Below are 24,155 nucleotides of genomic sequence, written 5' to 3'. Positions count from 1 at the left end.
TTGCCCGCTTTCGAGTGGAACGCTACCAATGACCAGCAAGGGCGTAACGAGGTCTGTCTCGTGATGGCTATCAATCATGACCACGCGCTGCAACTGATCGCGATCGCCGATCCCCTGCGATCCCGGCCGCAGCCGTGAGCTGCGCAGCGATCGGAATCATTGGCAAGGCGCCGCAGCCCGGCCGCTCAAAGACGCGCCTTGCCACGGCCGTTGGTGCCACCACCGCTTCCGAGCTATCTGCCTGCTTTCTGCGCGACGTCGCCGCAGCCATTGAGGCGGTGCCCGACGCGCTCGGCAGGCGCGGCTATGGCGTCTATGCGCCGGCAGGAGCCGAAGACATCATGCGGCAGCTACTTCCGGCAGGATTCGGACTGTTGTTGCAGGTCGGCGACGATCTCGGACACGTGCTGATCGGTGCGGCGCGTGCGCTCCTGGTTGCCGGACATGACTGCGTCCTGCTCGTCAATGGCGACAGCCCGACCTTGCCGCCTCGTTTCCTTGTGGGGGCAATCGAAGCCCTGCGCGAGCCCGGTGATCGGATGGTGCTCGGGCCTGCGAGCGACGGCGGCTACTATCTCATTGGGCTGAAGAAGACGCATCAGCATCTGTTCACGCGCATCGCGTGGGGAACGGAAACCGTTGCCCGCAGCACATGTGACCGAGCTGCCGAGATTGGCCTCGCCACGACGCTGCTTCCGGAATGGTACGATGTCGACGACATCGAGAGCTTGGGTTGGCTGCAGGAGGAACTCGCCGGCGCTTCTACACGCTTTCGTGCAGGCGGATTTGCCCCCGCGAGCCGGGCCTTTCTCAAGGCCGGGCTCCAGATGAGCCCGTGAACTGATGGCCGGGAAAATTTCGAACCAATCCGGTCGACTGACGCGCGCCGCCAAGCATGCTGCTCCGCTCCATCTGTTGGCTGCCATCGGTGTCATCATCGTCGGCATGACGCTCGTAATCCCCTTTGCCTTCGAGACTCTCGGTGACAATGCCTTCATCGCGCTGACCATTCCTGCGGGCCTCTTGACGATCGCCGCGACGGACCTCGCCAAGCGCGCTCCGCAGAAGCACGCGCTCTGGCTCGTGTTTGGATGTGCGATCCTTCTGAGAGGCTATGTGCTGCTGTTCGATCCGCTCCTGTCCAGTGACATCTATCGCTATATCTGGGACGGTAGGGTTCAGGCCGCCGGCATCAACCCTTACCGCTATTTTCCGGCCGACGAGACGCTGGCATTTCTGCGCGATGGGACGATCTTCCCCCATATCAACCGAGCCGATACGGCCGTCACCATCTATCCCCCGGTGGCGCAATTTTTCTTCCTCCTTGTCACGCGGCTAGGCGAAAGCGTGACAGTGATGCGTCTCGCGCTGCTGGGGTGCGAGGCCGTGACCGTGACACTGATCATGCTCTTGCTGCGTCGAACCAACCGCCCGGTGACGCGCGTGGTCGCCTATCTCTGGCATCCGCTTCCCCTGTGGGAGATTGCCAACAACGGCCATGTCGACGCGCTGATGGTTGCGCTGATGATGCTTGGCCTATGGATCGCCTTGACCGGCCGAGCGCTCCGCGGAGCGGTAGTGATTGCGTTTTCGATACTGGTGAAACCCTACGTTGCGCCGGTGCTGGCCGGAATCTGGCGGCCATGGGACTTCAGGATGCCGCTCGTCGTGATCGCGGTCATTGCGCTTTGTTATCTTCCTTATTTGTCGGTCGGGTGGGGCGTTCTCGGATTCCTGACCCAAGGCTATCTGACAGAACAGGGCATCAGTGGCGGCAACGATCTCTGGCTGTTGTCACTTTGGCGCCTTGTGTTTGGCTATCATGAAGGTGATGTTGCCGCCTACGTTGCACTGGCAGCGCTGGCTCTTTGGTTCACGGGGCTCTCCGTGGCCCGCAGCTCTCATCACAGCATCGCATCCAGTCTTGCCGACATCAACATGCTGTTACTTCTCACGCTCCTGTTGTTGTCGCCCAACTATCCCTGGCATTTTCTAACTATAATGCCGTTTGTCGCCCTGTGTGGATCCGCGCCTAGTTGGGCGGTTTCGATCGGAGCGCTGTTGCTGTCCGAACAGCTCGATTGGGATTTCTACATTCCGAGAATTGTGAGCAAATCAATTCTGTTCGGAGGTCTTTTCCTAGCTTGCGCCTTTACGGCATGGAGGGCCCGCATGCAGCGGACTGCAGATTCCGGGGCATCGCAATGAACATTTCCGGCGAAGTGCAGGGCACTGGCGCGCCCTTCGATCCGCGCCGCTATCACGAGTCGGTTGCGGCCGAGCGTACCGAGATCGCACAGCGTCCGCCGGTCTGCCTTTATCTGGAAGTGACCAACCGCTGCAATCTGCTGTGCACCACCTGTCCTCGCACCTATGAGGAGCTTGAGCCGCCGGCCGACATGAGCTGGGACCTATTCACGTCGATTGTCGATCAGGTGCCTGCTCTGGCGCGCGCGGTTCTGCACGGAGTCGGCGAGCCGATGCTGGTCGCGAACCTGCCCCGGATGGTGAGACACCTGAAGGATCGCGGCGTCTACGTACTATTCAATACCAATGGAACGGTCCTCAGTGAGCGCAATGGCCGTGCGCTGATCGATGCCGGGCTGGATGAACTGCGTGTGTCGCTCGACGCATCGAACCGCGAGAGCTTCAGGGCGATCCGCGGCAGGGATTATTTCGGCCGCATCATCCGCAACGTGCGCGCGTTTCGCGAACTGCAGGAAAGAGAGGGACATGCCAGCCCGCTGGTTTCCATGTGGCTCACGGGCCTGAAGGAGACCGTCGCGGAACTCCCGGCATTTGTGAAAGTTGCAGCCGAGATCGGTGTCAGGGAGGTCTATCTGCAGCGGCTTGTTTTCTTCACTGAATCGGCCATCGGCATGGCACGTCCGGATCAGGCCCTGTTCGACCGCCTGACACAGGAGGAAGCGGTCTATCTCAAACAGGCTGAAGAACTGGCGCGTTCCCTTGGCGTAACCTTCAGTGCGTCGGGCGCAGCGAGCGAGCCGGAGTTGAGTTTGAAGGGCAGCGCCGACGGTTCGCCGTGGTCGTTATGCCGGCGGCCGTGGTCGCTGATGTATTTCACGGCCAATGGCCGGGCCTTGCCGTGCTGCATCGCGCCGTTTTCGCAGCATGGCTATGAGAACTATACGCTCGGCCATGCAGGGCAGCAGTCGCTGCAGGACATCTGGAACGGGCCTGCCTATCGGGACTTCCGTGCGGCGCTGCTTTCGGACAAGCCTCCCAAAGCGTGCGCCAATTGCGGCCTGCGCTGGAGCCTGTGAGCGAGGTGGCCCAGGAGATCGGCGTACCGAGCCGCTCGCCGGTCGTCTCGGCGGTCATTCCGTGCCTCGACGAGGAAACAGCAATTGGCCAGGTTGTCGCCGCGGTGCTGGCGCAGAATGTGAGTGAAGTCGTCGTCGTCGACGGGGGCTCACGGGACCATACGGTTGAGCGGGCTGAGGCCGCCGGAGCTCGGGTGATCATCGAGCCGCGGCGAGGCTACGGTCGCGCCATCCAGGCAGGCATCGCCGCTGCGCGCAACGATGCCGACATTCTCGTCTTCCTCGATGGCGACGGCAGCGATCCCGCCGAATTCATTCCTGAGCTGCTATCGCCGATCGTCGCGGGGCAGGCTGTCTTCGTTCTCGGCTCGCGCATCCGTGGGGAACGCGAGCCAGGCAGCCTCGCGCCTCAGCAGGTCGTCGCGGGCCATGTTGGCGGGCTCCTCCTGCGGCTCTTCTATGGCGCAAGCTTCACCGACCTGTCGCCGTTTCGTGCCGTCCGCCGGGATGAACTCAGACGTCTCGGCATGAAGGAAGAGGCATATGGCTGGAACCTGGAAATGCTGATGCGGGTCGCGGCCGCGCGTCTTCCGGCACGGGAGATCGCCGTTGGGCAGCGGCGCCGGATCGGGGGCGTATCGAAGGTCTCCGGCAATTTCATCGCGGGCGTCAAGGCCGCGTGGTCCATTTCGACGACGTTCGTTCGCCTTGCTCTTGAGCTGCGAACACCTCGCGAACCATAAAGGTTGGTGGTCAGCGCGCACCGGCGCGATTGGCGCAGGCAACGATGTCCCCAGGCGATTTCCGTCCCGCTTGCCCCGGTGGCGAAAACACCGCGAGATATCCGGTATCACCCGCAAGCTGATGCGTAGCGACCTCGCGATAGCCGACGGCGGACAGCTCGCAACGCAGGAGCTCAATTGGCGTGCCGTGCTCCGACGTAGGACGCTCGAGGTCGACAATTCCGACCTGCGCGCCAGGCTTCAGGGCACGCGCGAGATTGTACATGAAGGCATAAGGCTGAGCGATCTCGTGATATACGTGCACGAGGATCGCTGCATCGAGCGATGCAGCGGGCAGGCGCGGGTCGTGTGGTTCGCCCAGCGCGAATTTGACATTTGTCAGCTTCAGGCGATGCGTTCGCCTGGCGAGCGCGATGAGGTAACTTCGTGTAACGTCCTGGGCGATGACGGAGCCGGTGGGACCGACGAGACGGGAGAGACGGACCGTGTGGTAGCCAGCGCCGGCACCAATGTCGCCGACTGTCATGCCTGGCTTGAGTTCAAGAAGGCGGGCGAGCCGACCGGCCTCATTCAGTGAATCGCGGCGCTCCTCGGAGGAGCGGCTTGGGCTGACGATCTGCGCAACTGGGCGCTGAGGCGAGGGAAACGCCTTAGCGGGGCCTCCTGGCGGACCCAGATAGCCGATGTCAGCGGCGTGTCCACAGGTTGCGCCCAAGCCCACAAGAAGCGTCACTGCGCGGGCCAGTGCCATCATCTGTTCGTCTCCTACGCAAACCGATACCGACTAGCCCGCGATGTTGAAGAACCAGCCGATGAAACCCTTCCCGTCGCGCACGGCGGGCACGTTGCGGCGCAACCAGGCATCGAAGCCGAGACTCCGGCCGGCGCCCTCGAGCGCAAACAGGAACATCAGAAAGGCCAGGAACATGTACGACCACGGCCACTCGGCCGGATCGCCCGGCCGATAGATGCCGAGCCAGAGTTGCAGCACATAGGCGAGGGCCAGCACGCCCACGAAGCGCACCGCAAGCCCGAGCATCATCGAAGTGGCGAACGCCAGCTCGGCAAGAAAAACAATTGGCCCAAAGACCTTCATGTTTGGTAGCACGACCTCCTTCAGGAAGGTGCTGTGAAACTCGAATGCAGCGCGGGTCGTTTCCTGTTCGGTCCAGTATTGCAGACCACCGGACACGGGCAGCGGGAGTTTCCACAACATGCCCTCAAACCACATGCAGCCGATCAGGACCCGGACCAACCAGACTCCAACATGTCGGCCGGTCCGTTGCGCCGGATCCTCCCGCCAGTTTTGGAAGGCCACGGCGATACTGGCGAGAAGCAGCGCCCAGAACAACGCCAGGATGAGATAGCGCCAGTTTCCCAGAGTGAGGTAATCACCGGTAGTTGCGGTCAGGAACTGCCAAATATCGGTAAAGGGATTTTTGGGCATGCACGGGCTCCCAAAGGATCGAATAATGGTTCTACGTATCGGTCGACCAAATCGTTACTCTGCCGTGTCGGCTGGATGACTATACCACCGCGTGGGCGATTGGGTGGCCCAGCGGTGGTCCAGCTTTCGGTCGCCAGCCAGCGATCAGTCGGCTGTCAAAACGTCTCGGTAATCTTGCTCAGGCGAGGGGGACGATCCGGGTCAAATCCGCAGGCGCGCGCCGTCTGCTCGATCATCCGATAGGCCGGCACGAGCATGGTGATCGGATCGGTGGCGGGGTCATCCTCGGCCAACCAGGGCAGCGAGCCATGCGGTCCGCCGCATAGATGCAGCGCGATCTTTTGCTCGCGCAATTCTTCCGCCAGCGCGTCCACCGTGGCCGCCGTTTCATCCATGAGGCGCATCATGATAACCGGCGTGCGGGATGACAACGCGGCGCGCGGCCCATGCTGCAGCTCGGCGGCGCTCAGACCAATGGAAGGCAGGCGCAGAATTTCCGAGAGTTTGAGCGCGATCTCCCGCGCCGAGCCCAGGCCCAGGCCCCGCGCCGCCACAAACACGGCTGACGCCTTGGCGAGATCATCGGCAATCTCGGACCAGTCGAGCGCCATCGCGCGGTGCAGGCGCTCGGGCAGCCTGTCGAGAGCCGACCGCAGCGCACGATCTTCCGCCAGCTCGGCAATAAGTCCGGCGCCAGCGGCCATCGAGCCAATCACGGTCTTGGTCGCCGCTACGGAGTGCTCTTGGCCGGCTTCGATCGGAACGACGAACTCCGCTTCGTCAGCCACCGGCGAAGGCGTCGCATTGACGATGGCGATGGTGCGGGCGCCTGCGGCGCGGGCCGACCTCGTCGCCGCGACAAGATCCGGACTGCGCCCGGATTGCGAGATCACGATGAACAGCGCACGGCGCAGCATCAAGGGCGTGCGAAATGCGGTGATCACCGAAGGAGCGCTGGCTGATACGGCAAGGCGAAGCCGCGTCTCGACAAGGTATCTCAAGAAAACCCCGGCATGCCCAGAGCTTCCTCGGCCGCACACGACGCACAGGGGGGCGGAGCCAATCCCGATCCGCTGTGCGATGTCGCGCGTGGCATGGCGGTTACGAACGATTTTGGCGACTACATCCGCGCTTTCCCCGATTTCGCTCGCCATCGCGGATGTCGTCACGGCTCAACCGCTCCGCCTTGCTTGCGCGGCGCCGCTTCCTTGGGATGCCGGTTGCGATCCTTGGTGAGCTCGGCAAACACGCGCCGAAGGTTGCCGTCACAGCTTTTCAGAATGGTCTCGGCATCAACCCTGTCGAGACCCAACGCCAGAAGGCCTGCCGTCTTGATGTCTCCTTCGGCCTGCTCAAGCGAGCGTGCTGCGTGCGACGGCTCACAGTGCGCGATTTGCGCCACCATGGCCTCGGCGCGCCGCTTCAGCTTGGCATTCGTCGGCTGCATGTTCACCATCATGCCACGATACACCCGGCCAAGGCGCAGCATGATCCCTGAGGAGATCAGGTTGAGCACAATCTTCTGCGCGGTGCCCGCCTTCATCCGCGTGGAGCCGGCGATCAGCTCGCGGCCGGTCTCGATCAAGATCGGAAACTTTGCCGATGCCAACAGTGCGGTGCCGGGATTGTTGGCGACACCGATCGTCACTGCACCGAAAGAGCCTGACTGCTGCAGCGCCGCGACCGTGAACGGCGTTGTCCCGCTGGCGGCAACGGCGATCACCACGTCATGCGCTGTGAGCCGCGCGGCATTGATCTGCGTGACCGCATCATCGACATCATCCTCCGCGCCCTCGATGCTGGTGACGAACGCGCGTTCTCCGCCGGCGACGATGAAGCGGACGCGCTCGCTGGGCCAGGCGAAGGTCGGCATCAGCTCGGCGCCGTCCTGGACTGCCACGCGGCCCGAGGTGCCGGCGCCGACATACACAATGCGTCCGCGATCGCCCAGTGCCGCCTTGGCCGCTTCGGTCGCCGCCGTGATCGCGGGAAGGGCGTGGCCGATCGCCGCGACTGCCGCAAGCTGGCCCTCCCACATCGCTTCCATCGCCGACGTCAGCGGCCATGCATCAAGATCGGCAAAGCGGGGATCGACTTCTTCGGTGGCCATATCGTTGATCCATGTGCCATCAAACGCGGAACTTTGAAGCCTGGTCAGCTTCTCTCTCGGGCAGTTCTCTCTCGGGCAGTTCTCTCTTGGGCAAGTCAAGCCGCCCCCGCGCAACCAGTAACGCGCCGGCCGCCGCGTCGGCGTCGGGACACCGCAGGCGGGCACGCAGGTCAGGCGTCAGCCAGGGCGTAATGGCATCCGCGAGCCCGCCCACCAGCGAGAGCCGGTCAATTCCTCTCGCCAGAAACAGATCGAGCAGATCGCCAATGGCATCGGCCGCGCGTTCCACAATGCGACGGCCGACCGGATCGCCCTGATTGGCGTGCCGCATCACGATCGGCGCGAACGCAGCGTAGTCCGTGGCCCTGGCTTCTTCAGACCAAGCCACCGCCTGATAAGGATCATGATCGAATGCGCCCAGCACCTCTGACAGCAATGGGGTCAGCTCGCCGCGGCGATCCGCGGCCCGCAACGCCAGTCGCACAACCTGCAGGCCGATGTCGGCACCGCTGCCTTCGTCCGACACGGGAAAGCCGTAACCGGCGATACGGATTTCGCGGCCATCGATGAGGCCGACACCCACCGAGCCTGTGCCGGCTACCACGATAGCCCCGTCCGCGCCGCTATGGGCGCCGAGACAGGCCGCCAAGCCGTCGCTGATGAAGATGACGGAGGCAAAGGGATGCGCGATCTTGTTGAGTGCCGCTTCCGCACCCCGGCGACCAAGACCGGCAAGGCCAATTCCGGCGTGCATCCGCGCGAAATCCTCGTGCGTCAGTCCGGCCTGTGCGGCTGCCGCTTCAGTGGCCTCCATGATGGACCGCCAGGCCTTCTCGAAGCCAATCCGCGTCGTGGCAGGCCCCGAGCTTGCTGCACCGAGTACCCTGCCGTTTTCGTCCTCGATCCGGGCGCGGCAGCGGGTTCCGCCGCCATCAATGCCGAGATACGTGGTACCTTTTGTTCCCATGGAAAGTTAACGCGAAGGTTTCGCTCCGGGTCCTCCCAAAGCGCCTTGGTGTACATATGAACTCTTGTACGGGGACTCGCCTCACGAGTCCGTGACTGCCATTCTCGGATCAATGCTGATGGGCCACGCTGGTTCTTCCTCTCTCACCATTGCCGCGCAGCATGTCTTTGATGGTGCCGAGATGCGTGGGCCGGGGTCGGTCAGGATCTCGCAGGGGCGGATTGAAAGCGTCACCTTCGGCGAGGCGGAGGCGCGCGCCTCAATCCGTCTTCCCCGAGATGCGATCCTTGCACCCGGATTCATCGACATCCAGGTGAACGGAGGCGGGGGCGTTCTGCTCAACGACCAGCCAACGGAGACTGGCGTTCGACGCATCGTCGAGGCGCACCGCAAGGCGGGGACCACGGGCTGCTTGCCGACCCTCATCACCGATCGCAGCGAGGTCATCGAGCGATTGGCTGCGGTCGCCGAGGCTTGTCTGAAGATTCCCGGCGTTCTCGGCTTTCATCTGGAAGGACCGGCCCTCAACAGGTCTCGCAAGGGCATTCATCCGGAAGCCGAGATACGCGTGCCCGATCGGCGCGATCTCGCTGCGATCAAAAGTTTTGGCGGCCGCGGCCGCTCCATTGTGACCTTGGCCCCGGAATGCGTGCCCGCGTCCATGATCGATGAATTGATCGGCGTCGGATTGCGTATCGCGGCCGGCCACAGCGACGCCACCGCCGCCGAAATCGGGCAGGCGGTCGATCGCGGTGTCTCGGGGGTCACCCATCTGTTCAATGCCATGTCGCAGTTGAACGCCCGGGAACCGGGCTTGGTGGGCGCCGCGCTGGAGGATGACCGGCTATTTGCAGGGATCATCTGCGACGGTATCCACGTTGACCGCACCGGCTTGCGGGTTGCTTTTCGCTGCAAGGGACGCGATCGATTGATGCTGGTCACCGATGCCATGCCACTGGCGGGCACGAACGAGCGGCAGTTCATGCTGCAAGGAAGGCGGATCACGCTGCACGAAAATCGCCTGACTGGCCCCGATGGCACGCTCGCGGGCGCTCACCTCACGATGATCGAGGCGGTGCGCAACGCTGTTGCGCTGCTCGGAATCTCGGTTGTCGATGCCCTCATCATGGCCTCTCGGACGCCCGCAGCATTTCTGGGCCTTGAGTCCGAGCTTGGACGGATCGCGCCCGGATACCGCGCGGATCTTGTCGCCTTCAATCCGAACTTTGAAGTCGTCGGCACATGGATAGGCGGTGCCGGTTCGATGAGCGAGGCTTCTCACCGAGGTTAGATGCGCAACCATCCCACCATCGTGCAAAAATATGGCGGTGTCTGCCTTGAAACACCGGAGAAAATTCGCGCGGTTGCGCGTAGTCTCGCCGACCTGCATGGCCGTGGTCATCGTGTCGTGGCGATCGTCTCCGCCATGGGCAAGACCACCGACCAATTGATCCAGATGGCTTATCAGGTAAGCCCAACTCCCAATCGCCGTGAACTCGACATGCTGCTAACGACCGGTGAGCGCATCAGCATGTCCCTGATGAGCATGGCACTTTCCGATCTCGGCGTGCCCGCGATCAGCTTCACCGGCAGCCAGGCCGGCGTGATGACCGACGGTTCCCATTCCTACGCACGCATTCTGGATGTACGGCCCATTCGCGTGCGTGAGGAACTTGATCGTGGGCGCGTCGTGGTGCTGGCAGGATTTCAAGGCGTGAACCCGGCGAGCAGGGAAATCACCACGCTCGGCCGGGGCGGCAGCGACACCACGGCCGTTGCGATGGCCGCGGCGTTGAAGGCCGAGCGCTGCGAAATCATCAAAGAGGTCGACGGAATTTGTTCGGCCGATCCGCGCATCGTGCCGGATGCAAGACCCCTGCGGCGAGTGGACTTCGCATCCCTGTCCGAGATGTGCTTCTGGGGTGCGAAGATCCTGCATTTTCGCAGTGTGGAGCTGGCGCAAAGTCAGGATGTGCCCCTGGTTCTCAAGCAGTGGGGTGGCGTTGAACACAGCACGCAGGTGACGAAAGAGGTTGCAGACATGGAAAACGGAAGGGTTCTGGCCGTCAACTCGATGGCTCGCATTGAGCATGTGGAAATCGATTCCAAAGATCTCAATCATGGTTTCGAGAAATTCGCGCAGCATCTCAAGCAAAACAGCCTGTCCTGGCCGCAGCTCCTGGCATCACACTTCACCGTGGGAAAGACCAGCATGACCGTGGCCTGTGATTCAGAGTGGCTCGACGCCCTGTTGCGCACGCTGGAGCCAAGCAATGATCTGCGCAAGCAGCGCGAGGCTTCAAGCTCGGTCAGTCTCACCTGCTTCGGCGGCGTTTCGTCCGAATTGCCGTTCAAGGCGTTGCAGGTTCTCGGACAGCACGGGATTGTCCCCGACAACTACGTGCTGTCGCCGCATTCGGTCAGTCTGTTTGTCCCCGTGGAGAACCGGGAAGCCGCGGTTAAGGCGTTGCATTCGCTTGTCCAGCAAACATAGGTTCGAGAAGCGGCAGGGATTCGCTTGCTTCGCTTTCGAGAGAATTGTGCTGGCTTGCCAAGCCGTAGCTCGCGCGCCAGGAAGCCCGCCTTCGCCTTCGGCTCCGGCGCGGCAGCACTCGAGCTGCGACCAGACCGTCATTAGCGGGAAGATAGGGGTCAGTTTCGTTGATTTTTCTGGTTTCGGTCGATTTCGGCCGCGTTCATTGCGCCTTGTGGAAGCCGTTGCTGGTGCGCTAACGCGGAGGGGGCCATCGTTTGCGCCATTTGTCATTTGACTTGCGAGACGTCGGGCGTTCATCGTGAAGTTGAGCCCGTGGGGGATCCGCCCGACACTTGTCGAAGACGGATACAGAATGGCGGTAGCTCGATTTCGGGAGTTGCCAACCTGCCGAGCCTGAATCGCGAAGCAGCTTCCGCTGTTCGAGCACTCCTAGCGCATAGTGCCGTTATTGCTCGCGGGCGCACTGAGTATCGACTGTGGTTCTGGTTTTCCTTGAAGCTGGAGCACTAGCATGATTCATCCATCACGCAGATATCAGCAGGAATACGATTCGATCGCGAATAGATCGCGCATGGGCATAGCCCGCCTGGCCACGCTCGCTCTTGGGGCGCTCCCGTCGATCGCGTTCGGCGCCGAGAAACCGGCACTGAGCCCGGACGCAGCAACGCCACTCGTAACGACTTCGCGCATCTCTGCGACGGTCGAGTTCGGCCTGCCGGCTCTCGCTGCGGCGATCGAGCGGGATATTCCAAAGCGGCTTGCCACCATCGACGAGCGCGTCAATTGCGTTCATCGTCGGGTTTTCATCTTCCGCATCAACGCCAATTGCGACGTCTGGGGTTTTGTCGACCGAACTAGCCCGGTCTCGCTGTATGGCAGGGGCGACCGCGTCTTCGGAGCGGTCTCCATATATGGCGCCGCCGAGGGCCAGGGAGCCAATCGCTTCACGGCGCGTATTCGCGGCGACACCGAGGCGCGCGCGACGATCGAGGTTGAAGCGCGCCCCGAGCTGCGGCGGGATGGGTCGCTCCAGCTAAACATCAGCGACTCCTTCCACTGGAGCGAACATCCCTATCTTCACGTGCTCGGCCGCGAGTTTGACCTTGCGCCCTATGTCGAGCCCAACATCCGGACGCAGCTGGGCCGCATCCGGTCGCGGGCGCTGGCGGCGGCGCGCGCACTCGACCTGCATGGCAAGGCGGAGATGGCGTGGCGTCACGCGTTTGAACCCATCAAGCTCGCGGACGATCCGCCGGCCTGGCTGCAAGTGACCCCGCAGAGCACGGCTTTCGCGGGTGTCAGGGCCAACGCCAAGGTATTGTGGGGCTCACTTGAGCTTGCCGGTTCCGCCGAAACCGTAATCGGGCAGAAGCCGCCGGCTGTCGCGGTAACAGCCCTGCCGCCGCTCGGCACCGCGGTGGCCGAGCCGGGAACCTTCGATGTCATTCTTCCCGTCCGCATCAACTACGACACGCTCAAGGACAAGATAAGCCAGGCGATCACAGCCTTGCCGGCGCAGGACACGTCCGTGCGCGAGGTCCAGGTTTATCCATCGTCGGGTAAGCTCGTGATCGGCCTGCGCATCGCAAAGAGCTCGGACACCGATTCCAACGCCGGCCAATGGACCTATCTTTCCACCACGCCAAAAGTCGATACTAACAACAAGACCGTCGGCCTCTCCGAAATCAACCTGACAACTTCATCAGACGACAGCCAGATTGGATCTGCCGTGCAACAGCTCGCGGCGCAATTGAAGAATGTCGCTAATCTCGACTACGGCATCTCCTACCAGAACTTGCTCATGGCGGCGAACGAACGCCTGACGCGCCCGCTGAAGGACGGCTTTCGCATGGAGGGCCGCCTCGACTCGGCAAGGCTCGAAAAAGTGCAGTTGCTGCGCGAAGGCATCTTGATTGCCCTTCATGCCAGCGGCGGTTTGAAGATACTTTACGGACTGTGAGCACGTGAGTTGGACCATGCGATGCTTCACCACCAACGACATGCGCCGCTGCCGGAGCAAATGGACGCTGAATGCGCTCGTCCCCGTCGCGGCTGTCGTTGCCTTGGCGCAAATAGCGTCGGCCCAGACGGCATTCTATGATGCGCCGGAATCGTTGCTCGCCGGTGCCCCGGGGACCTTGGTGCGGCAGGAGCCGATGGATGGCGCTCCGCTCGGCGCCTCCACCTATCGCGTGCTCTATCGGTCGACGGGGCTGAATGGTCGGCCGATCTTTGTGTCCGGCGTCGTCATTGTTCCGCAAGGCGCGCCCCCGCCAGGCGGTCGTCCGATCGTTGCTTGGGCGCATCCTACGTCGGGCATCGTCCCGCGCTGCGCGCCGTCGCTTGCGATTTTTCTGTTTCAGCAGATCCAGGGCCTTCGCTCGATGATCTCTCGTGGCTTCGTCGTGGCGGCGACCGATTATCCGGGGCTCGGCACGCCGGGCCCGCATCCTTATCTCGTAGGTGAGAGCGAAGGTCGCGCCGTGATCGATATCGTGCGCGCGGCACGCTCCCTTCCGCGCGCGGGCGAGGGTAAGGACTTCACGGTGTGGGGACATTCGCAAGGCGGGCAAGCCGCGCTCTTTGCCGGGATGATGGCAAACGCGTACGCCCCTGAGCTGACGCTTCTCGGCGTCGCTGCGGCAGCGCCGGCAACGGATCTTGCGAAGCTGATGAGCGACGATATCAATACAATCGGCGGCAAGAACATCACGGCGATGACGCTATGGTCGTGGCACCGGGTCTACGGAGCCGCTATCGACAATGTCGTCGATCCGCGCGCCATGCCCGCGATCGACAGACTGGCGCAAGAATGCATCGAAGGGCCTTTCGACCTGATCGTCAGGCAGAGAACAGGGAGGCCGCTCGAGCAATATTTCCTGACGGTGCAAGATCCGACCAAGGCCGAACCTTGGCGCTCGCTTCTTCAACAGAACAGCACCGACGTGCTCTCTCCTGATATCCCCATCTTTCTAGCGCAAGGGACCAACGACCAGATCATCCAGCCCGCGGTTACCCAGGCCTACATGGACAAGCTGTGCAAGGCCGGCAGCAAGGTGAGGATTGTCATGCTGCCCGGTATCGGCCACGCGCGCGCCGCGCAAGCGAGCACGATGGCGGCGGTGAACTGGATGACTGACCGCTTCGCCGGGAAAACACCTCTGGACGATTGCGTCAGATAGGCAACCTTCGCTTCGCGCGCGAAGGCTGGTGGCCCGGCAGGACTCGAACCTGCAACCAGACTGTTATGAGCGGTCTGGATCAGCAGAACACCCTTATCTTCTCGGGATTTTCTACGTCGATAATTTGCGATCTTCTGCGTTCGTTCACGTTCATGCGGGACCCAATCGGGACCCGACAGGACCCGAAGAACAAAGGAGAACAGTTGATTCCGTCATATGCGATCAACCCGCCATGCTTAAGCGTTATCGCCAGTGCTCTGAATCTGCTTCCGTCTTCGGCGACATAGCGGACATGGCTGGATTTGCTATTGGCGCGACCCGGTCGCGATTGGACCCGTTGCGTACATACGATCTGCTTCTGCTGAGTTCAGGAAATGTTCCGGAATTGCCAATCGGTTCCCATGCGCAGCCGGGTGATGTCCGTATTTGACCCCTCGTGTTCTAAGTTGAATTTGCGGGTGTCATGATTTGTTGCCGAACATTCCCGACGCCTCAGTGTTATCGAACGCACGATTGGAGACGGGACATGAAATACGCACTAGGTATTTTTGCGCTTCTGGCGCTCGCAGGTCCGGCGCTTGCCGATCCGGGTAAGGACGAAAGCGGAAAGTGGCGGGGGCGCGGCGCTTACAACTGGCAGGATGAAGGGCCACGGCGCGGGCGCGGCTATCATCGTGCGGAACGAATCCCGCGCGGTCACCTGCCGCCACCGGGCTCGTGCAGAACTTGGTATCATGGAATTCCGCCGGGTCACCAACCACCGCCATACCGGTGTTGATGGTTTGAGGCCGCCTCTGTTGGCGGCCTCTTTCATTTTCGCGAGTATCACCTGTTGGCCCCTTTCGGACCTCACACCACCGCGCGGCGATCTCCGTTGATCTAGGCAAAGCGAACTCAAACGCGGCTTCGTCCGACTCTGACCCGACCCTGAAATGAGCTGCTTATGCGGCTCGACCAGCGTCGTGACCGGCTCTCAGGCGAGCTGCACGGGCCCATGATCATCGCAATGATCGCCGTGCGGATGGTGCAGCCGGCCGTCTACGAGATAGTCGACGTGATCGCCGTGCGGTACCGCTTCGTGTCCGCAATTTGGACCGTGTTTGTGCGAGCAACGGACTTCCGGCGTGCACTGCACCGGATTTGCGGTGTTGACCGCGATCGCGTGCTCATCCACGTGATCCTCGTGCATGTGATGGAGATGGCCATCATGAAGGTAATCCACATGGCCGTCGTGGCGAATCGCGGTGTGCCCGCAGCCCGGACCATGCTTGTGGGGGTGGTTGTCGTGATGCTTCTCGGTGCATTCGGCCATTGTGGATACTCCTTGCGACTCAATTGCCGATCGATACCCCACTCAACCGCCAATTAATAGAATAGTTGCGGATGCCAGCCACCCGTCCACCAGCTGATTGATGTTGAGATGTGATGTTATAGTATTGCGCACATCACCAACTGGAGTGGAAGGTAACTTCCATGGCCCACTACCGAAAGCCCATAGCTGCTGCGGTTGGACTCAACACCGGCATTTTCGCCGTTGAAGCGGTCGCGGGCTATCAGGCTTCGAGCCTGAGCCTCATCATGGACAGCTTCCATAACCTGTCTGATGAACTGGCGCTCGTCTGCCTTTACCTGGCATTCATCGTCGCCCGAGGGCCGTCCCAAAAGCTGCTGAGGAGCGCCAATCTCTTCAATTCGGTTGGCCTGATCGCAGTCAGCGGGTTGTTGTTGTGGCAGGCCGTGGAGCGTCTGTGGAATCCCGTGCCCGTGCACGGAGTCGTCCCCATTGTTGTCGGACTTGCTGCCGCCGCCGCGAACTGGGGTGTCGCCCGGCTACTGTTGGAACCGAGCCGTAACAATGCCGCCATCCGGCTCGCATACATTCACAACATGGGCGACGTGTGGGTGTCGCTCGCACCGGTGGTGGCAGGGGTGCTCCTGCTCCTCACAAGCTATTCCTTTTTTGATTCTCTTATCGCAGGCACCATCGCTGTCTGGATAATTGTGACTACGGGCCGTGAGGTATTCGAATCTCACGAGGAACTGATCTGGCCCGAAAAGATCGTTTGCGGTCATCCGGATCACGCTGAATCGCGTGCCGCTGAAAGCTAGTGATTTTCAAACTGAGCGATGGCCGCTCTTGACACAACGCGGACATTCGACCTCTTGGATGTCTCCCTTGAAGGTTCTACGCTATGGTGTGCACAGCGGGGCATGGACCGATGCGCCGGCGAGACCTCATCGCGATAATTGCTTGCATCGCAGCTTTTCCGCTCGCGGCACACGCGCAGCAGCAAGCCTCGCCTGCCTCGACCGATATCTCAAAATGCGCGCACAATCCGGATGGGTTTCCCCATCCGCTCGACGGACCACGATGGAACGGCTGGGGCGCAGACATCAACAACAGCCGGTTTCAGCCAGCAGCGATGGCTGGATTGACGCCGGACCAAGTGCCTCGCCTACGGCTGAAATGGGCATTCGGATTTCCCGGCGCATCCGCAGCCAATGCCCAGCCCACAATCGTTGGCGGTCTGCTGTTTGTGGGGGGTGGCGATCGCAAGGTTTATGCGCTCGACGCCAAGAGCGGGTGCATTCGGTGGGAGTTCGCAACCGAGGCGGTTGTTCGAACGGCGATCAGTGTTGGTCTGCTCTCCGGCACGGATCAGTCAGCGGTTTTCTTTGGCGATGTGCACGCCAATGCCTATGCCCTGAATGCCACGACGGGCGCATTGCTATGGAAGACTAAGGTCGAGGATCATCCTGCTGCCCGGATCGTTGGCGCGCCGACACTGCATTCCAGCGTGCTGTATGTGCCGGTCTCTTCATTCGAGGAGGCGACTGGATCTAAACCCGACTACCAATGCTGCACTTTTCGAGACAGCGTCGTTGCGCTGGAGAGTGCGACCGGCAGTCAGATATGGAAGGCCTACACGATCCCTGAGGCACCGCGCCCGACAAAGCAGAATGTCATCGGGACGCAGCTGTATGGTCCGTCCGGCGCAGCCGTCTGGTCGGCGCCGACCATCGATGTTCAGCGTCAGGCGCTCTATGTCGCGACCGGGAACAGCTATTCGAACCCGCCGGCAGAAACTAGCGATGCCATCCTTGCGTTTGACCTGGCGACCGGCCGGATGCTCTGGCATCGGCAGGTCACGCCCCACGACAGCTATGTTGTGGGTTGCTTAGGTGCGGACCAGACCAACTGTCCGGAGGACCGTGGTCCAGATTCCGATTTTGGCCAATCGCCCATCCTAGTGAGTTTGCGCAACGGACAGCGCGTGCTGGCCGTCGGGCAGAAATCCGGTGTGGTCCATGCGCTGGATCCTGACCAGGAAGGCAAAATTCTGTGGCAAACGCGGATCGGTAAGGGTGGTCCGCTGGGAGGCATCATGTGGGGCTCCGCCGCGGACGAGGAGCGCGTATACGTCGCCAACTCCGATCTCCGGTTTCTTCCTGACGGCACGATGAGTCTTGATCCCTCTGCCGGCGGAGGCCTTTTCGCGCTGGATCTTGCTACCGGAAAAATCTCGATGCAGGTGTCGCCGGTCCCGTGTGGCCACCGGAGCCGATGCAGCCCTGCGCTTTCCGCTGCAGTCACTGTAATTCCCGGCGTTGTTTTTTCTGGCGGGGTGAGCGGCTATCTACGTGCTTATGCCACTGCTGACGCCAGGCTGCTTTGGGAGATCGACACGGCGCGAAAGTACGCGACGGTGAATGGCGTTTCGGCAAACGGTGGCGCCATGGACGGACCTGGTCCAACGATCGTGGGTGGGATGCTCTACGTAGCTTCCGGCTACGCCCAATGGAGTGGTCTGCCCGGCAACGTCCTGTTGGCCTTCGAAGTCAGGAATCCCTGATAAGGTGGTGTCGGCGATGACGTGATGCCAAGCCAATGTCGCCCGTTGGCACATCGCGTCATTTCGCTGCGCTGCGGAACTTGATCGCTATCCAGGCATAGCGGACTTTGGCAAGCCGTCCGCCCGGCAGATTATAGTTTCACGGCCTAGATTGCTCGAATGCTGCGAGCGCGGACGGCTGGCTTGGTAGTCTGGGGGGTGCCGAAGACGCGCTTGGTCGTCTCCCTCTTGCGAGTGATCGCCCCGGACGCTTCCTTCATGTAATCGGGATGGTGATGACCGTAGGTGTCGATCGGAACCTTCACCGACATGCCGAGATAACCAGCCGATTCCCATGGGGCAGTGCCAAGCTGCATGGGCCAGGTCGCTGCCGTATGGCGTAGCGTGTGCGGCGTGACGTTGCCGTCCGAGAGGTCGAGCTTCGCCACCTCCACCGCCCGCGCGAAGCCGTTCTTCACTGACTTGACGCTAGCGCCCTGCCACTCGACGAAGTGGTTGGCGATGATCTTCTTGTCGTCCCAGCGCCGCATGTGGACCAGCAGACGGTCCGGCAGCGGCACGGTGGGCTGACGCTTGTTCGTAGCGCGCCGTGGGGCCATGCGTTTAACGAATTGCGTGACGATGCAATTGTGCTGCTGATTTGCCCGACGTGTCAAAATGTTTTCGCAGAATTCGCTCAAGGCATCCATGCCCGCGACCACCTGCTACTTTGCATGGGGTTGTTTTCGATATTTTGGTTGGTGGCGGCACCAGTTCGCCTTCGCCAAGGCTCCGGCGCGACAGCCTTCGCTCGCTTCGCGGGCGTTTGTGGCACCGGCTTGCCTAGCCGAAGCTCGCGAAGCTGTCGGGACCAAACAGAAGCGAGTCGCTTAACCCATTGATTCTTTATTCGCGGCCCAGAAGTCGCGAGTCGATAAATCAAAGCGCCCCGAAGGAACCAATTCGCAACACCAACACCCGACCTTCGAAGCTGACACCGCACATGCGTAGAAAAGCTTGCTTAAACCGATGCGGGCAACTAAACTTAAGGATGCAAACGCCGGGGGGTGTCACAGCCGAGGGTCCCACACATGGCCCACAGTATCCCTGCCCGTGCCCATCGCGCGGCACGATCGAGCAAGAACCTGCCTCAGCCCAATCACGCCGAGGTCACGTGCAGCTTGCACAACGAGCTGGCCGCCGTTCATCTCATCACGCCGACAGAGTTCCACGCGCTACCGGCAGACCCGCCCAAGCTCACCGGACCGCAGCGCCGCGCGCTCTTCGCCACCAGGCTCGGCGAGGTAACCAGAAATTACGCCGCCATGGGCGACACGCTTACGCACCCGACGATCGGCGCAAAAGCGCTGTGGAACGTTTACAACGCGGGCCTGATCAAGGATGGCCTTAAGCAAAGCAGCACCACGACAATCATGATCCTCACGCCGAGGGGCGAGGCAGCAATCGGTAAGGATTAAGTGCGCGGCGCGCTGCGTTTGTCTACACCACTTCACCAGCGTCTTGCTCGAGAAGCTGCTCCACGATTACCAGATCAACAAGCAAAAAAAAAATCGGACCTGCTGCTCACGTCGCGCGAGCAGAGCGTGGTTCAGCTTATTGCGGAGGGACATACCAACCGATCGATAAGCGCCGTCTTGAAGCTGAGTGTGAAGACCGTCGAGACCCATCGCGCATCGGCCATGCGCAAGCTCGGGATATCGTCGACGGCAGAGCTGGTCCGCTATGCCATCCGCAAGAGATTGGTTGTGCCCTGAGATACTCCTCAATTATGGATCGCCACTATCTTGATCTGAATGGACGGTGTGAAGATCCATAAACTGCTCGAGATGGAGATTTATCATGCTCTACGTCGACATTCCGACTACCGGCGATCTGAAATCACTGGTCTCCCACCGCGATGACATCTGCCTGTCGATCTATATGCGAACCTCGCCTGTGACACAGGGGACCGCAAGCGATCGGATCGAGCTGAAGAATCTGGCAAAGCAGGGCATCCATCAGCTCGAAGCGGCGGGCGCCGACAAGCGCCGCATTGCTGCATTGGCCGAACATCTGGACGATCTTGTCGACGATGACGAGTTCTGGCGATTTCAGGCGCGCAGCCTCGCGGTGTTGGCGACGCCCGACAACATTCGGACTTTTCGTCTTCCCAACGCGCTGGAGCCCATCGTTGAGGTGTCCGACCGCTTCTTCTTGAAACCCCTGCTGCGGGCTGTCACGTTTCCTCACACTTGTTATGTGCTGGCGCTATCGGAAGGAATGGTCCGCGTGATCGAGGTTCCCGCCGATTTGCCCGCGACGCTCGTCAAGGTCGAGGGCATGCCGAAGGATGCCGCCAGTGCGGTGGGCCGCTCGACGCTGAACGATCGTTCTCCGAGCGGTCGCATTCAGGGCGCCGAAGGTCAGAAAGTGAGATTGCGTCAGTTCGCACGACAGGTGGACAGTTCACTGCGCGCACTGCTTGCCGGCATCGATATCCCCCTGGTGTTGGCGGCGCTTCAGCCTTTCGCATCGATCTATCGATCCGTAAATACCTATGCTCATCTGGCACCGACAGGGATCGACGGCAGCCCTGACGCGCTGACCGATGCTGAACTTGCGGCGCGTGCCCGCTCAGTGCTCGATAGTCTTTATCGTGACGAGATCGCGGCCTTCGCCAAGCGCTTCGACCTTCGCGAGAACCAGGGGCGCGCGACCACGGACATCGCCCAGGCGGCTCGTGCCGCAACCTATGGGGCCGTTGAAACTCTGCTGGTGGACATAGATGAGGTCGTACCCGGAAAGGTGTCGCAGGTGGATGGCAGCGTGACGTTTGCTGACAAGCCGAGCGCCGGCAGTTACGGCGTGGTCGACGAAATCGCAGGGCGAGTCCTGGACGCGGGTGGCCGCGTTCTCGGTGTTCGCAAGACCGACATACCAGGAGGTAAGTCACTCGCCGCGGTCTTGCGCTATCCCATATAGACCGCGGTCATGATCCAGCTCTGCGAGACGGATACCGGTGCGGGTGTGGACCCTCGGTATTTCACGCTTCTGATCCGGTTTGGCTAACACATGCTTTCGGCAGTTCCACCGCCGCACCGTCTGGAAGGCCCTGATCGGCCGTTTGGCCTTTTCGTGCGATAATGCCGCCGAATCTACGATCAAAGATAAGATCCGGTGGTCAGATCGAATGTAGAACACTAGTTTGCTGCGAGGTGAGGATGTACGACAAAGCGATGTGCAACAAGGCCAGGCGCTTCTGGTGCGCGATCGTAGAGTCGTGCCCCTGATTTGCCCGACGTGTCAATGTCACTCGAAGCCACTTTGGCGGCGACAGCCGGCTACTTTGCATGGGGTTGTTTTCGATATTTTGGTTGGGGCTGGCTGCTCGACCGTAGCTCGCGGGCCCGGAAGCCCGCCTTCGCCCCGATGGGCTTCGGCGCGGCAGCCTTCACTACGATGTGGCTTGTCGAGCCGAAGCTGGCGTAGCCAGCGAAGGCTGGTGGGCCCGGCAGGACTCGAACCTGCAACCAGACCGTTATGAGCGGCCGGCTCTAACCATTGAGCTACAGGCCCCGCCGCGGAGCGGCCGCGGGAGAGGGCGGCCGGCAACGGTGCCGCCATCGTTTACAGGCATGACAGCGATACGGCAATGCCGACCTTCCGGGCCGAAAACGCGCTTTCACAAGCGGTCGGGCTTGCCTACAACCCTCCGTGCATCATCGTCACCGAACGTTTGAGGCCAACAATGAAACTCGCTGGGATTGCCTGGGCCGGCCTGCTCCTGTTGGCCGGTGCCGCCGCGGCGCAGGAGGGAGGCAAGGCCATTACCAAAACCACGATCAGCCTGGGAACCGCGACGCCGGGGGGCGGCTTTCCGGTCTACGGCAGTGCATTTGCGGAGGTGATGAATGCGGCCGATCCGGCGCTGTCGATCGAGCCGCGCAACACCAAGGGCTCCAACGAAAACATCCCGCTGCTGGAAGCCGGCCAGCTCGATATCGCGCTGGTGGCGGGGGAGCCCGCCTACGAAGCCTTCATGGGCATCGGCCGGCCGGCGACGAAGCTGAAAATCCTGACCGCGATGTATTCCAGCCCCGGCATGTTCGTGGTACGGGCGGACAGTCCCTACAAGACGATCAGGGATCTGGTCGGCCAGCCGGTCGCGTTCGGCGCCAAGGGCTCGGGCCTGCCGATCCTGTCGCGCTATATCCTCGACGGCATCGGGCTGAAGCAGGACGAGGACTTCAAGTCGATCTATCTCGACCGCGCCGGCGACGGCCCCGCCATGGTCCAGGACGGCCGCGCCGCCGCGCTGTGGGGCGCGGGCATCGGCTGGCCCGGCTTTGCGGCGATGGCGCAAGCTCCCGGCGGCGCGCGATTTATCGCACCCGACGCTAGCGAGATCGCGCGCGTCCGCGCCAAGCACACGTTCCTTAAACCGCTGACTGTGCCCGCCAACAGCTATCCGAACCAGCCGACCGCGATCGATTCCATAGGCTCCTGGAGCTTTGTGCTGGCGCGTGAAAGCCTGCCCGACGACGTCGCCTACCGGTTGGCGCGCACGCTGCATGGGCAGGAGGCCGCGCTCTGCAAGAAGTTGCCGCAGGCCTGTGAGACCACGGTCGCGAACACGGTTGCGGCAGCGCCGAATGCGGGACTGATCCATCCTGGCGTGATCAAGTATTTCAGGGAAGCGGGGGTGGTGAAATGACCGTTGCCTTGGCTCGCGCATCAGCGCGAGGCAACGCAACGGTCATCCCGGGGCGCGCGCAAAGCGAGCGAACCCGGGATCTCGAGATTCCGGGTCTGGTCCTTCGGACCATCCCGGAATGACGACCTTCGGTCGTCATTTCTTCGCCATCGCGCACGCCGGATCGGGCGGGCCGAACGCTTCGTCGCCGGGGATCTTGGCGAGGATCTGATAGTAGTCCCACGGATATTTCGATTCCTCCGGCTTCTTGACCTGCACCAGCCACAGGTCGTGGACCATCAGATTGTCCTCGCGCAGTTTGCCGTTGCGGGAGAAGAAATCCTCGATCGGCTTTTCGCGCATCTTCGCTGCTACCTTCAGCGGCTCGTCGGTGCCGGCTTGCTTGATGGCGTTGAGATAGCTCATGACCGAGGAATAGACGCCGGCCTGCCACATCGTCGGCATCCGGTTCATCTTGGCGAAGTAGCGCTTCGACCATTCGCGGGTCTTGTCGTCCATGTCCCAATAGAACGACGTCGTCAGCAACAGCCCCTGCGCTGCAGGTAATCCAAGCGAATGGATGTCGGTGATCAACGCGAGCAGCGCGGCCATCTGCTGGCCGCCCTTGAACACGCCGAACTCTGCGCCGGTCTTGATCTCGTTCATGTTGTTCGGAGGACCGGCGGCAATGCCGATGATCTTGGCTTTTGAGGCCTGCGCCTGCAACACGAAGGATGAGAGATCAGGCGTGGCAAGCGGCGGGCGCACCGAGCCCAGCACCTTGCCGCCATTGGCCGTGACGACGGTGGAAGCGTCGCGCTCCAGCGAGTGACCGAACGCATAGTCGTCGGTGATGAAGAACCAGCTATCGCCGCCGCGCTTCACCACCGCCTGCGCGGTGCCGACCGCCAGTGCGCGGGTATCGAACACCCATTGTATCGCGTGTGGCGAACAGAACTTGCCGTGGAAGTCTGCGGTGCCGGTCGAGTGCACGATCAGCAGCTTCTTCTTTTCGTTGGTGATGTTTTGCACCGCAAGCCCGACTGCGGAAACCGGAACGTCGAGGATCACGTCGACCTGATCCACGTCATACCAGCGCCGCGCGATGCCGCCGCCGATATCCGGCTTCAACTGGTGATCGCCGACGATGATGCTGATCGGCTTGCCCAGCACCTTGCCGCCGAAATCGTCCACCGCCATCTGCGCAGCAGTGACCGAGCCCTGGCCGGTTGCCGTGGCCGCCGGGCCATTCATGTCGGTGAGAACGCCGAGCTTGACGACGTCGTCCGAGATTTGAGCGAGCGCCGCGGTCGATGCCAGCAGCGCGGCCATGAGCACGGCGAGCCTGGATAGTTTCCTGGCGAACATCCTGTCGTCTCCCTAGGAATCAGCACATTGG

At 61.7% G+C, this 24,155-nt stretch carries 21 protein-coding genes, 1 tRNA gene and 1 pseudogene; 15 read left to right on the top strand and 8 right to left on the bottom strand.

The features are described 5' to 3' along the window. Positions 1-134 precede the first annotated feature (134 nt). From YUO_RS0110165 to YUO_RS0110150, 4 genes are all read left to right on the top strand, one after another. Positions 135-839 carry a TIGR04282 family arsenosugar biosynthesis glycosyltransferase gene (locus YUO_RS0110165; RefSeq protein WP_051379353.1) on the top strand — a complete coding sequence of 235 codons (705 nt, stop codon included), beginning with the start codon at positions 135-137 and terminating at the stop codon, positions 837-839. Positions 840-1,116: 277 nt separating this feature from the next. Further along, entirely contained in the window at positions 1,117-2,208 is a 1,092-nt protein-coding gene (locus tag YUO_RS40400; protein WP_198028018.1) for an MptA/MptB family glycosyltransferase, read from the top strand. Next, a complete protein-coding gene (locus tag YUO_RS0110155; RefSeq protein WP_035726375.1) occupies positions 2,205-3,284 on the top strand; it encodes a radical SAM/SPASM domain-containing protein in 1,080 nt (359 codons plus the stop codon). The genes YUO_RS40400 and YUO_RS0110155 overlap by 4 nt, the downstream gene beginning before the upstream one ends. Then, complete coding sequence (locus YUO_RS0110150; protein ID WP_198028017.1) at positions 3,281-4,027, top strand: glycosyltransferase family 2 protein; 747 nt, start codon at positions 3,281-3,283, stop codon at positions 4,025-4,027. Before YUO_RS0110155 ends, YUO_RS0110150 begins: the two co-directional genes overlap by 4 nt. A gap of 10 nt (positions 4,028-4,037) precedes the next feature. On the opposite strand, the gene YUO_RS0110145 is transcribed toward YUO_RS0110150, so the two are convergent. The 5 genes from YUO_RS0110145 to YUO_RS40390 form a co-directional block, all read right to left on the bottom strand. Next, positions 4,038-4,781 (bottom strand): class I SAM-dependent methyltransferase, encoded by a 744-nt coding sequence (locus tag YUO_RS0110145; RefSeq protein ID WP_028347146.1) that lies wholly within the window; start codon positions 4,779-4,781, stop codon positions 4,038-4,040. 30 nt (positions 4,782-4,811) lie between these two features. After that, positions 4,812-5,474 (bottom strand): hypothetical protein, encoded by a 663-nt coding sequence (locus tag YUO_RS40395; RefSeq protein WP_063830284.1) that lies wholly within the window; start codon positions 5,472-5,474, stop codon positions 4,812-4,814. A 155-nt stretch (positions 5,475-5,629) separates the two neighbouring features. After that, positions 5,630-6,628 carry an SIS domain-containing protein gene (locus YUO_RS0110135; RefSeq protein WP_028347145.1) on the bottom strand — a complete coding sequence of 333 codons (999 nt, stop codon included), beginning with the start codon at positions 6,626-6,628 and terminating at the stop codon, positions 5,630-5,632. 11 nt (positions 6,629-6,639) lie between these two features. Beyond that, the gene (locus tag YUO_RS0110130; protein WP_028347144.1) at positions 6,640-7,584 is read right to left on the bottom strand and encodes an N-acetylmuramic acid 6-phosphate etherase; all 945 of its coding nucleotides are present in this window, start codon (positions 7,582-7,584) and stop codon (positions 6,640-6,642) included. 19 nt (positions 7,585-7,603) lie between these two features. Next, positions 7,604-8,551 carry a glucosamine kinase nucleotide-binding domain-containing protein gene (locus YUO_RS40390; RefSeq protein WP_035726372.1) on the bottom strand — a complete coding sequence of 316 codons (948 nt, stop codon included), beginning with the start codon at positions 8,549-8,551 and terminating at the stop codon, positions 7,604-7,606. A gap of 118 nt (positions 8,552-8,669) precedes the next feature. On the opposite strand from YUO_RS40390, the gene nagA reads away from it, so the two are divergent. From nagA to YUO_RS40375, 7 genes are all read left to right on the top strand, one after another. Then, entirely contained in the window at positions 8,670-9,842 is a 1,173-nt protein-coding gene (nagA, locus tag YUO_RS0110120; protein WP_028347143.1) for an N-acetylglucosamine-6-phosphate deacetylase, read from the top strand. Then, positions 9,843-11,045, top strand: a complete 1,203-nt coding sequence (locus YUO_RS0110115) for an aspartate kinase (protein ID WP_028347142.1) — start codon at positions 9,843-9,845, stop codon at positions 11,043-11,045. Positions 11,046-11,559: 514 nt separating this feature from the next. Further along, positions 11,560-13,008, top strand: coding sequence for a DUF4403 family protein (locus YUO_RS0110110; protein ID WP_235782669.1), 1,449 nt, complete (start codon positions 11,560-11,562; stop codon positions 13,006-13,008). Positions 13,009-13,024: 16 nt separating this feature from the next. After that, on the top strand, positions 13,025-14,230 hold the full coding sequence (locus YUO_RS40385; protein ID WP_235782668.1) for an alpha/beta fold hydrolase: 1,206 nt from the start codon (positions 13,025-13,027) through the stop codon (positions 14,228-14,230). Between the two features lie 943 nt (positions 14,231-15,173). Next, positions 15,174-15,599, top strand: coding sequence for a hypothetical protein (locus YUO_RS46130; RefSeq protein WP_028347140.1), 426 nt, complete (start codon positions 15,174-15,176; stop codon positions 15,597-15,599). Between the two features lie 104 nt (positions 15,600-15,703). Then, a complete protein-coding gene (locus YUO_RS40380) occupies positions 15,704-16,339 on the top strand; it encodes a cation diffusion facilitator family transporter (RefSeq protein WP_028347139.1) in 636 nt (211 codons plus the stop codon). 110 nt (positions 16,340-16,449) lie between these two features. Continuing rightward, complete coding sequence (locus YUO_RS40375; protein WP_235782667.1) at positions 16,450-18,084, top strand: outer membrane protein assembly factor BamB family protein; 1,635 nt, start codon at positions 16,450-16,452, stop codon at positions 18,082-18,084. Positions 18,085-18,230: 146 nt separating this feature from the next. Here YUO_RS40375 and YUO_RS40370 read toward each other — a convergent pair whose 3' ends face one another. After that, a complete protein-coding gene (locus YUO_RS40370) occupies positions 18,231-18,773 on the bottom strand; it encodes a site-specific integrase (protein ID WP_083754540.1) in 543 nt (180 codons plus the stop codon). A gap of 381 nt (positions 18,774-19,154) precedes the next feature. Here YUO_RS40370 and YUO_RS0110080 point away from each other — a divergent pair, with 381 nt between their 5' ends. The 3 genes and pseudogenes from YUO_RS0110080 to YUO_RS0110070 all read left to right on the top strand — a co-directional run bounded on the left by YUO_RS0110080 (position 19,155) and on the right by YUO_RS0110070 (position 21,045). Further along, the gene (locus YUO_RS0110080; RefSeq protein ID WP_028347137.1) at positions 19,155-19,541 is read left to right on the top strand and encodes a hypothetical protein; all 387 of its coding nucleotides are present in this window, start codon (positions 19,155-19,157) and stop codon (positions 19,539-19,541) included. Between the two features lie 28 nt (positions 19,542-19,569). Further along, a pseudogene (locus YUO_RS40365) lies at positions 19,570-19,838 on the top strand (response regulator transcription factor); the annotation flags it as partial. Positions 19,839-19,923: 85 nt separating this feature from the next. Continuing rightward, the gene (locus YUO_RS0110070; protein ID WP_028347136.1) at positions 19,924-21,045 is read left to right on the top strand and encodes a baeRF11 domain-containing protein; all 1,122 of its coding nucleotides are present in this window, start codon (positions 19,924-19,926) and stop codon (positions 21,043-21,045) included. Positions 21,046-21,563: 518 nt separating this feature from the next. Here YUO_RS0110070 and YUO_RS0110060 read toward each other — a convergent pair. Continuing rightward, positions 21,564-21,639: transfer RNA gene (locus tag YUO_RS0110060), tRNA-Ile, on the bottom strand. Between the two features lie 172 nt (positions 21,640-21,811). On the opposite strand from YUO_RS0110060, the gene YUO_RS0110055 reads away from it, so the two are divergent. Continuing rightward, positions 21,812-22,777: a TAXI family TRAP transporter solute-binding subunit gene (locus YUO_RS0110055; RefSeq protein WP_051379373.1), complete on the top strand. Its 966-nt coding sequence runs from the start codon at positions 21,812-21,814 to the stop codon at positions 22,775-22,777. A 135-nt stretch (positions 22,778-22,912) separates the two neighbouring features. Here the strand turns inward: YUO_RS0110055 and YUO_RS0110050 are convergent, their stop codons facing one another. After that, positions 22,913-24,124, bottom strand: coding sequence for an ABC transporter substrate-binding protein (locus YUO_RS0110050; protein WP_028347133.1), 1,212 nt, complete (start codon positions 24,122-24,124; stop codon positions 22,913-22,915). Positions 24,125-24,155 lie beyond the last annotated feature (31 nt).

Origin of the sequence: Bradyrhizobium murdochi (assembly GCF_000472965.1) — a bacterium.
GTDB lineage: Bacteria > Pseudomonadota > Alphaproteobacteria > Rhizobiales > Xanthobacteraceae > Bradyrhizobium > Bradyrhizobium murdochi.
The sequence above is the reverse complement of the archived record's forward strand: the minus strand, read 5'-3'. Positions and strand labels throughout refer to the sequence as shown.

Coding starts and splice junctions, on each gene's coding strand:
- YUO_RS40370 (WP_083754540.1), bottom strand. CDS start 18,773: ATGGATGCCTTGAGCGAATTCTGCGAAAACATTTTGACACGTCGGGCA.
- YUO_RS40395 (WP_063830284.1), bottom strand. CDS start 5,474: ATGCCCAAAAATCCCTTTACCGATATTTGGCAGTTCCTGACCGCAACT.
- YUO_RS40375 (WP_235782667.1), top strand. CDS start 16,450: ATGCGCCGGCGAGACCTCATCGCGATAATTGCTTGCATCGCAGCTTTT.
- YUO_RS0110110 (WP_235782669.1), top strand. CDS start 11,560: ATGATTCATCCATCACGCAGATATCAGCAGGAATACGATTCGATCGCG.
- nagA (WP_028347143.1), top strand. CDS start 8,670: ATGGGCCACGCTGGTTCTTCCTCTCTCACCATTGCCGCGCAGCATGTC.
- YUO_RS0110055 (WP_051379373.1), top strand. CDS start 21,812: ATGAAACTCGCTGGGATTGCCTGGGCCGGCCTGCTCCTGTTGGCCGGT.
- YUO_RS46130 (WP_028347140.1), top strand. CDS start 15,174: ATGCGGCTCGACCAGCGTCGTGACCGGCTCTCAGGCGAGCTGCACGGG.
- YUO_RS0110115 (WP_028347142.1), top strand. CDS start 9,843: ATGCGCAACCATCCCACCATCGTGCAAAAATATGGCGGTGTCTGCCTT.
- YUO_RS0110135 (WP_028347145.1), bottom strand. CDS start 6,628: ATGGCGAGCGAAATCGGGGAAAGCGCGGATGTAGTCGCCAAAATCGTT.
- YUO_RS40390 (WP_035726372.1), bottom strand. CDS start 8,551: ATGGGAACAAAAGGTACCACGTATCTCGGCATTGATGGCGGCGGAACC.
- YUO_RS0110145 (WP_028347146.1), bottom strand. CDS start 4,781: ATGATGGCACTGGCCCGCGCAGTGACGCTTCTTGTGGGCTTGGGCGCA.
- YUO_RS0110050 (WP_028347133.1), bottom strand. CDS start 24,124: ATGTTCGCCAGGAAACTATCCAGGCTCGCCGTGCTCATGGCCGCGCTG.
- YUO_RS0110070 (WP_028347136.1), top strand. CDS start 19,924: ATGCTCTACGTCGACATTCCGACTACCGGCGATCTGAAATCACTGGTC.
- YUO_RS40380 (WP_028347139.1), top strand. CDS start 15,704: ATGGCCCACTACCGAAAGCCCATAGCTGCTGCGGTTGGACTCAACACC.
- YUO_RS0110130 (WP_028347144.1), bottom strand. CDS start 7,584: ATGGCCACCGAAGAAGTCGATCCCCGCTTTGCCGATCTTGATGCATGG.
- YUO_RS0110155 (WP_035726375.1), top strand. CDS start 2,205: ATGAACATTTCCGGCGAAGTGCAGGGCACTGGCGCGCCCTTCGATCCG.
- YUO_RS40385 (WP_235782668.1), top strand. CDS start 13,025: ATGCGATGCTTCACCACCAACGACATGCGCCGCTGCCGGAGCAAATGG.
- YUO_RS0110080 (WP_028347137.1), top strand. CDS start 19,155: ATGGCCCACAGTATCCCTGCCCGTGCCCATCGCGCGGCACGATCGAGC.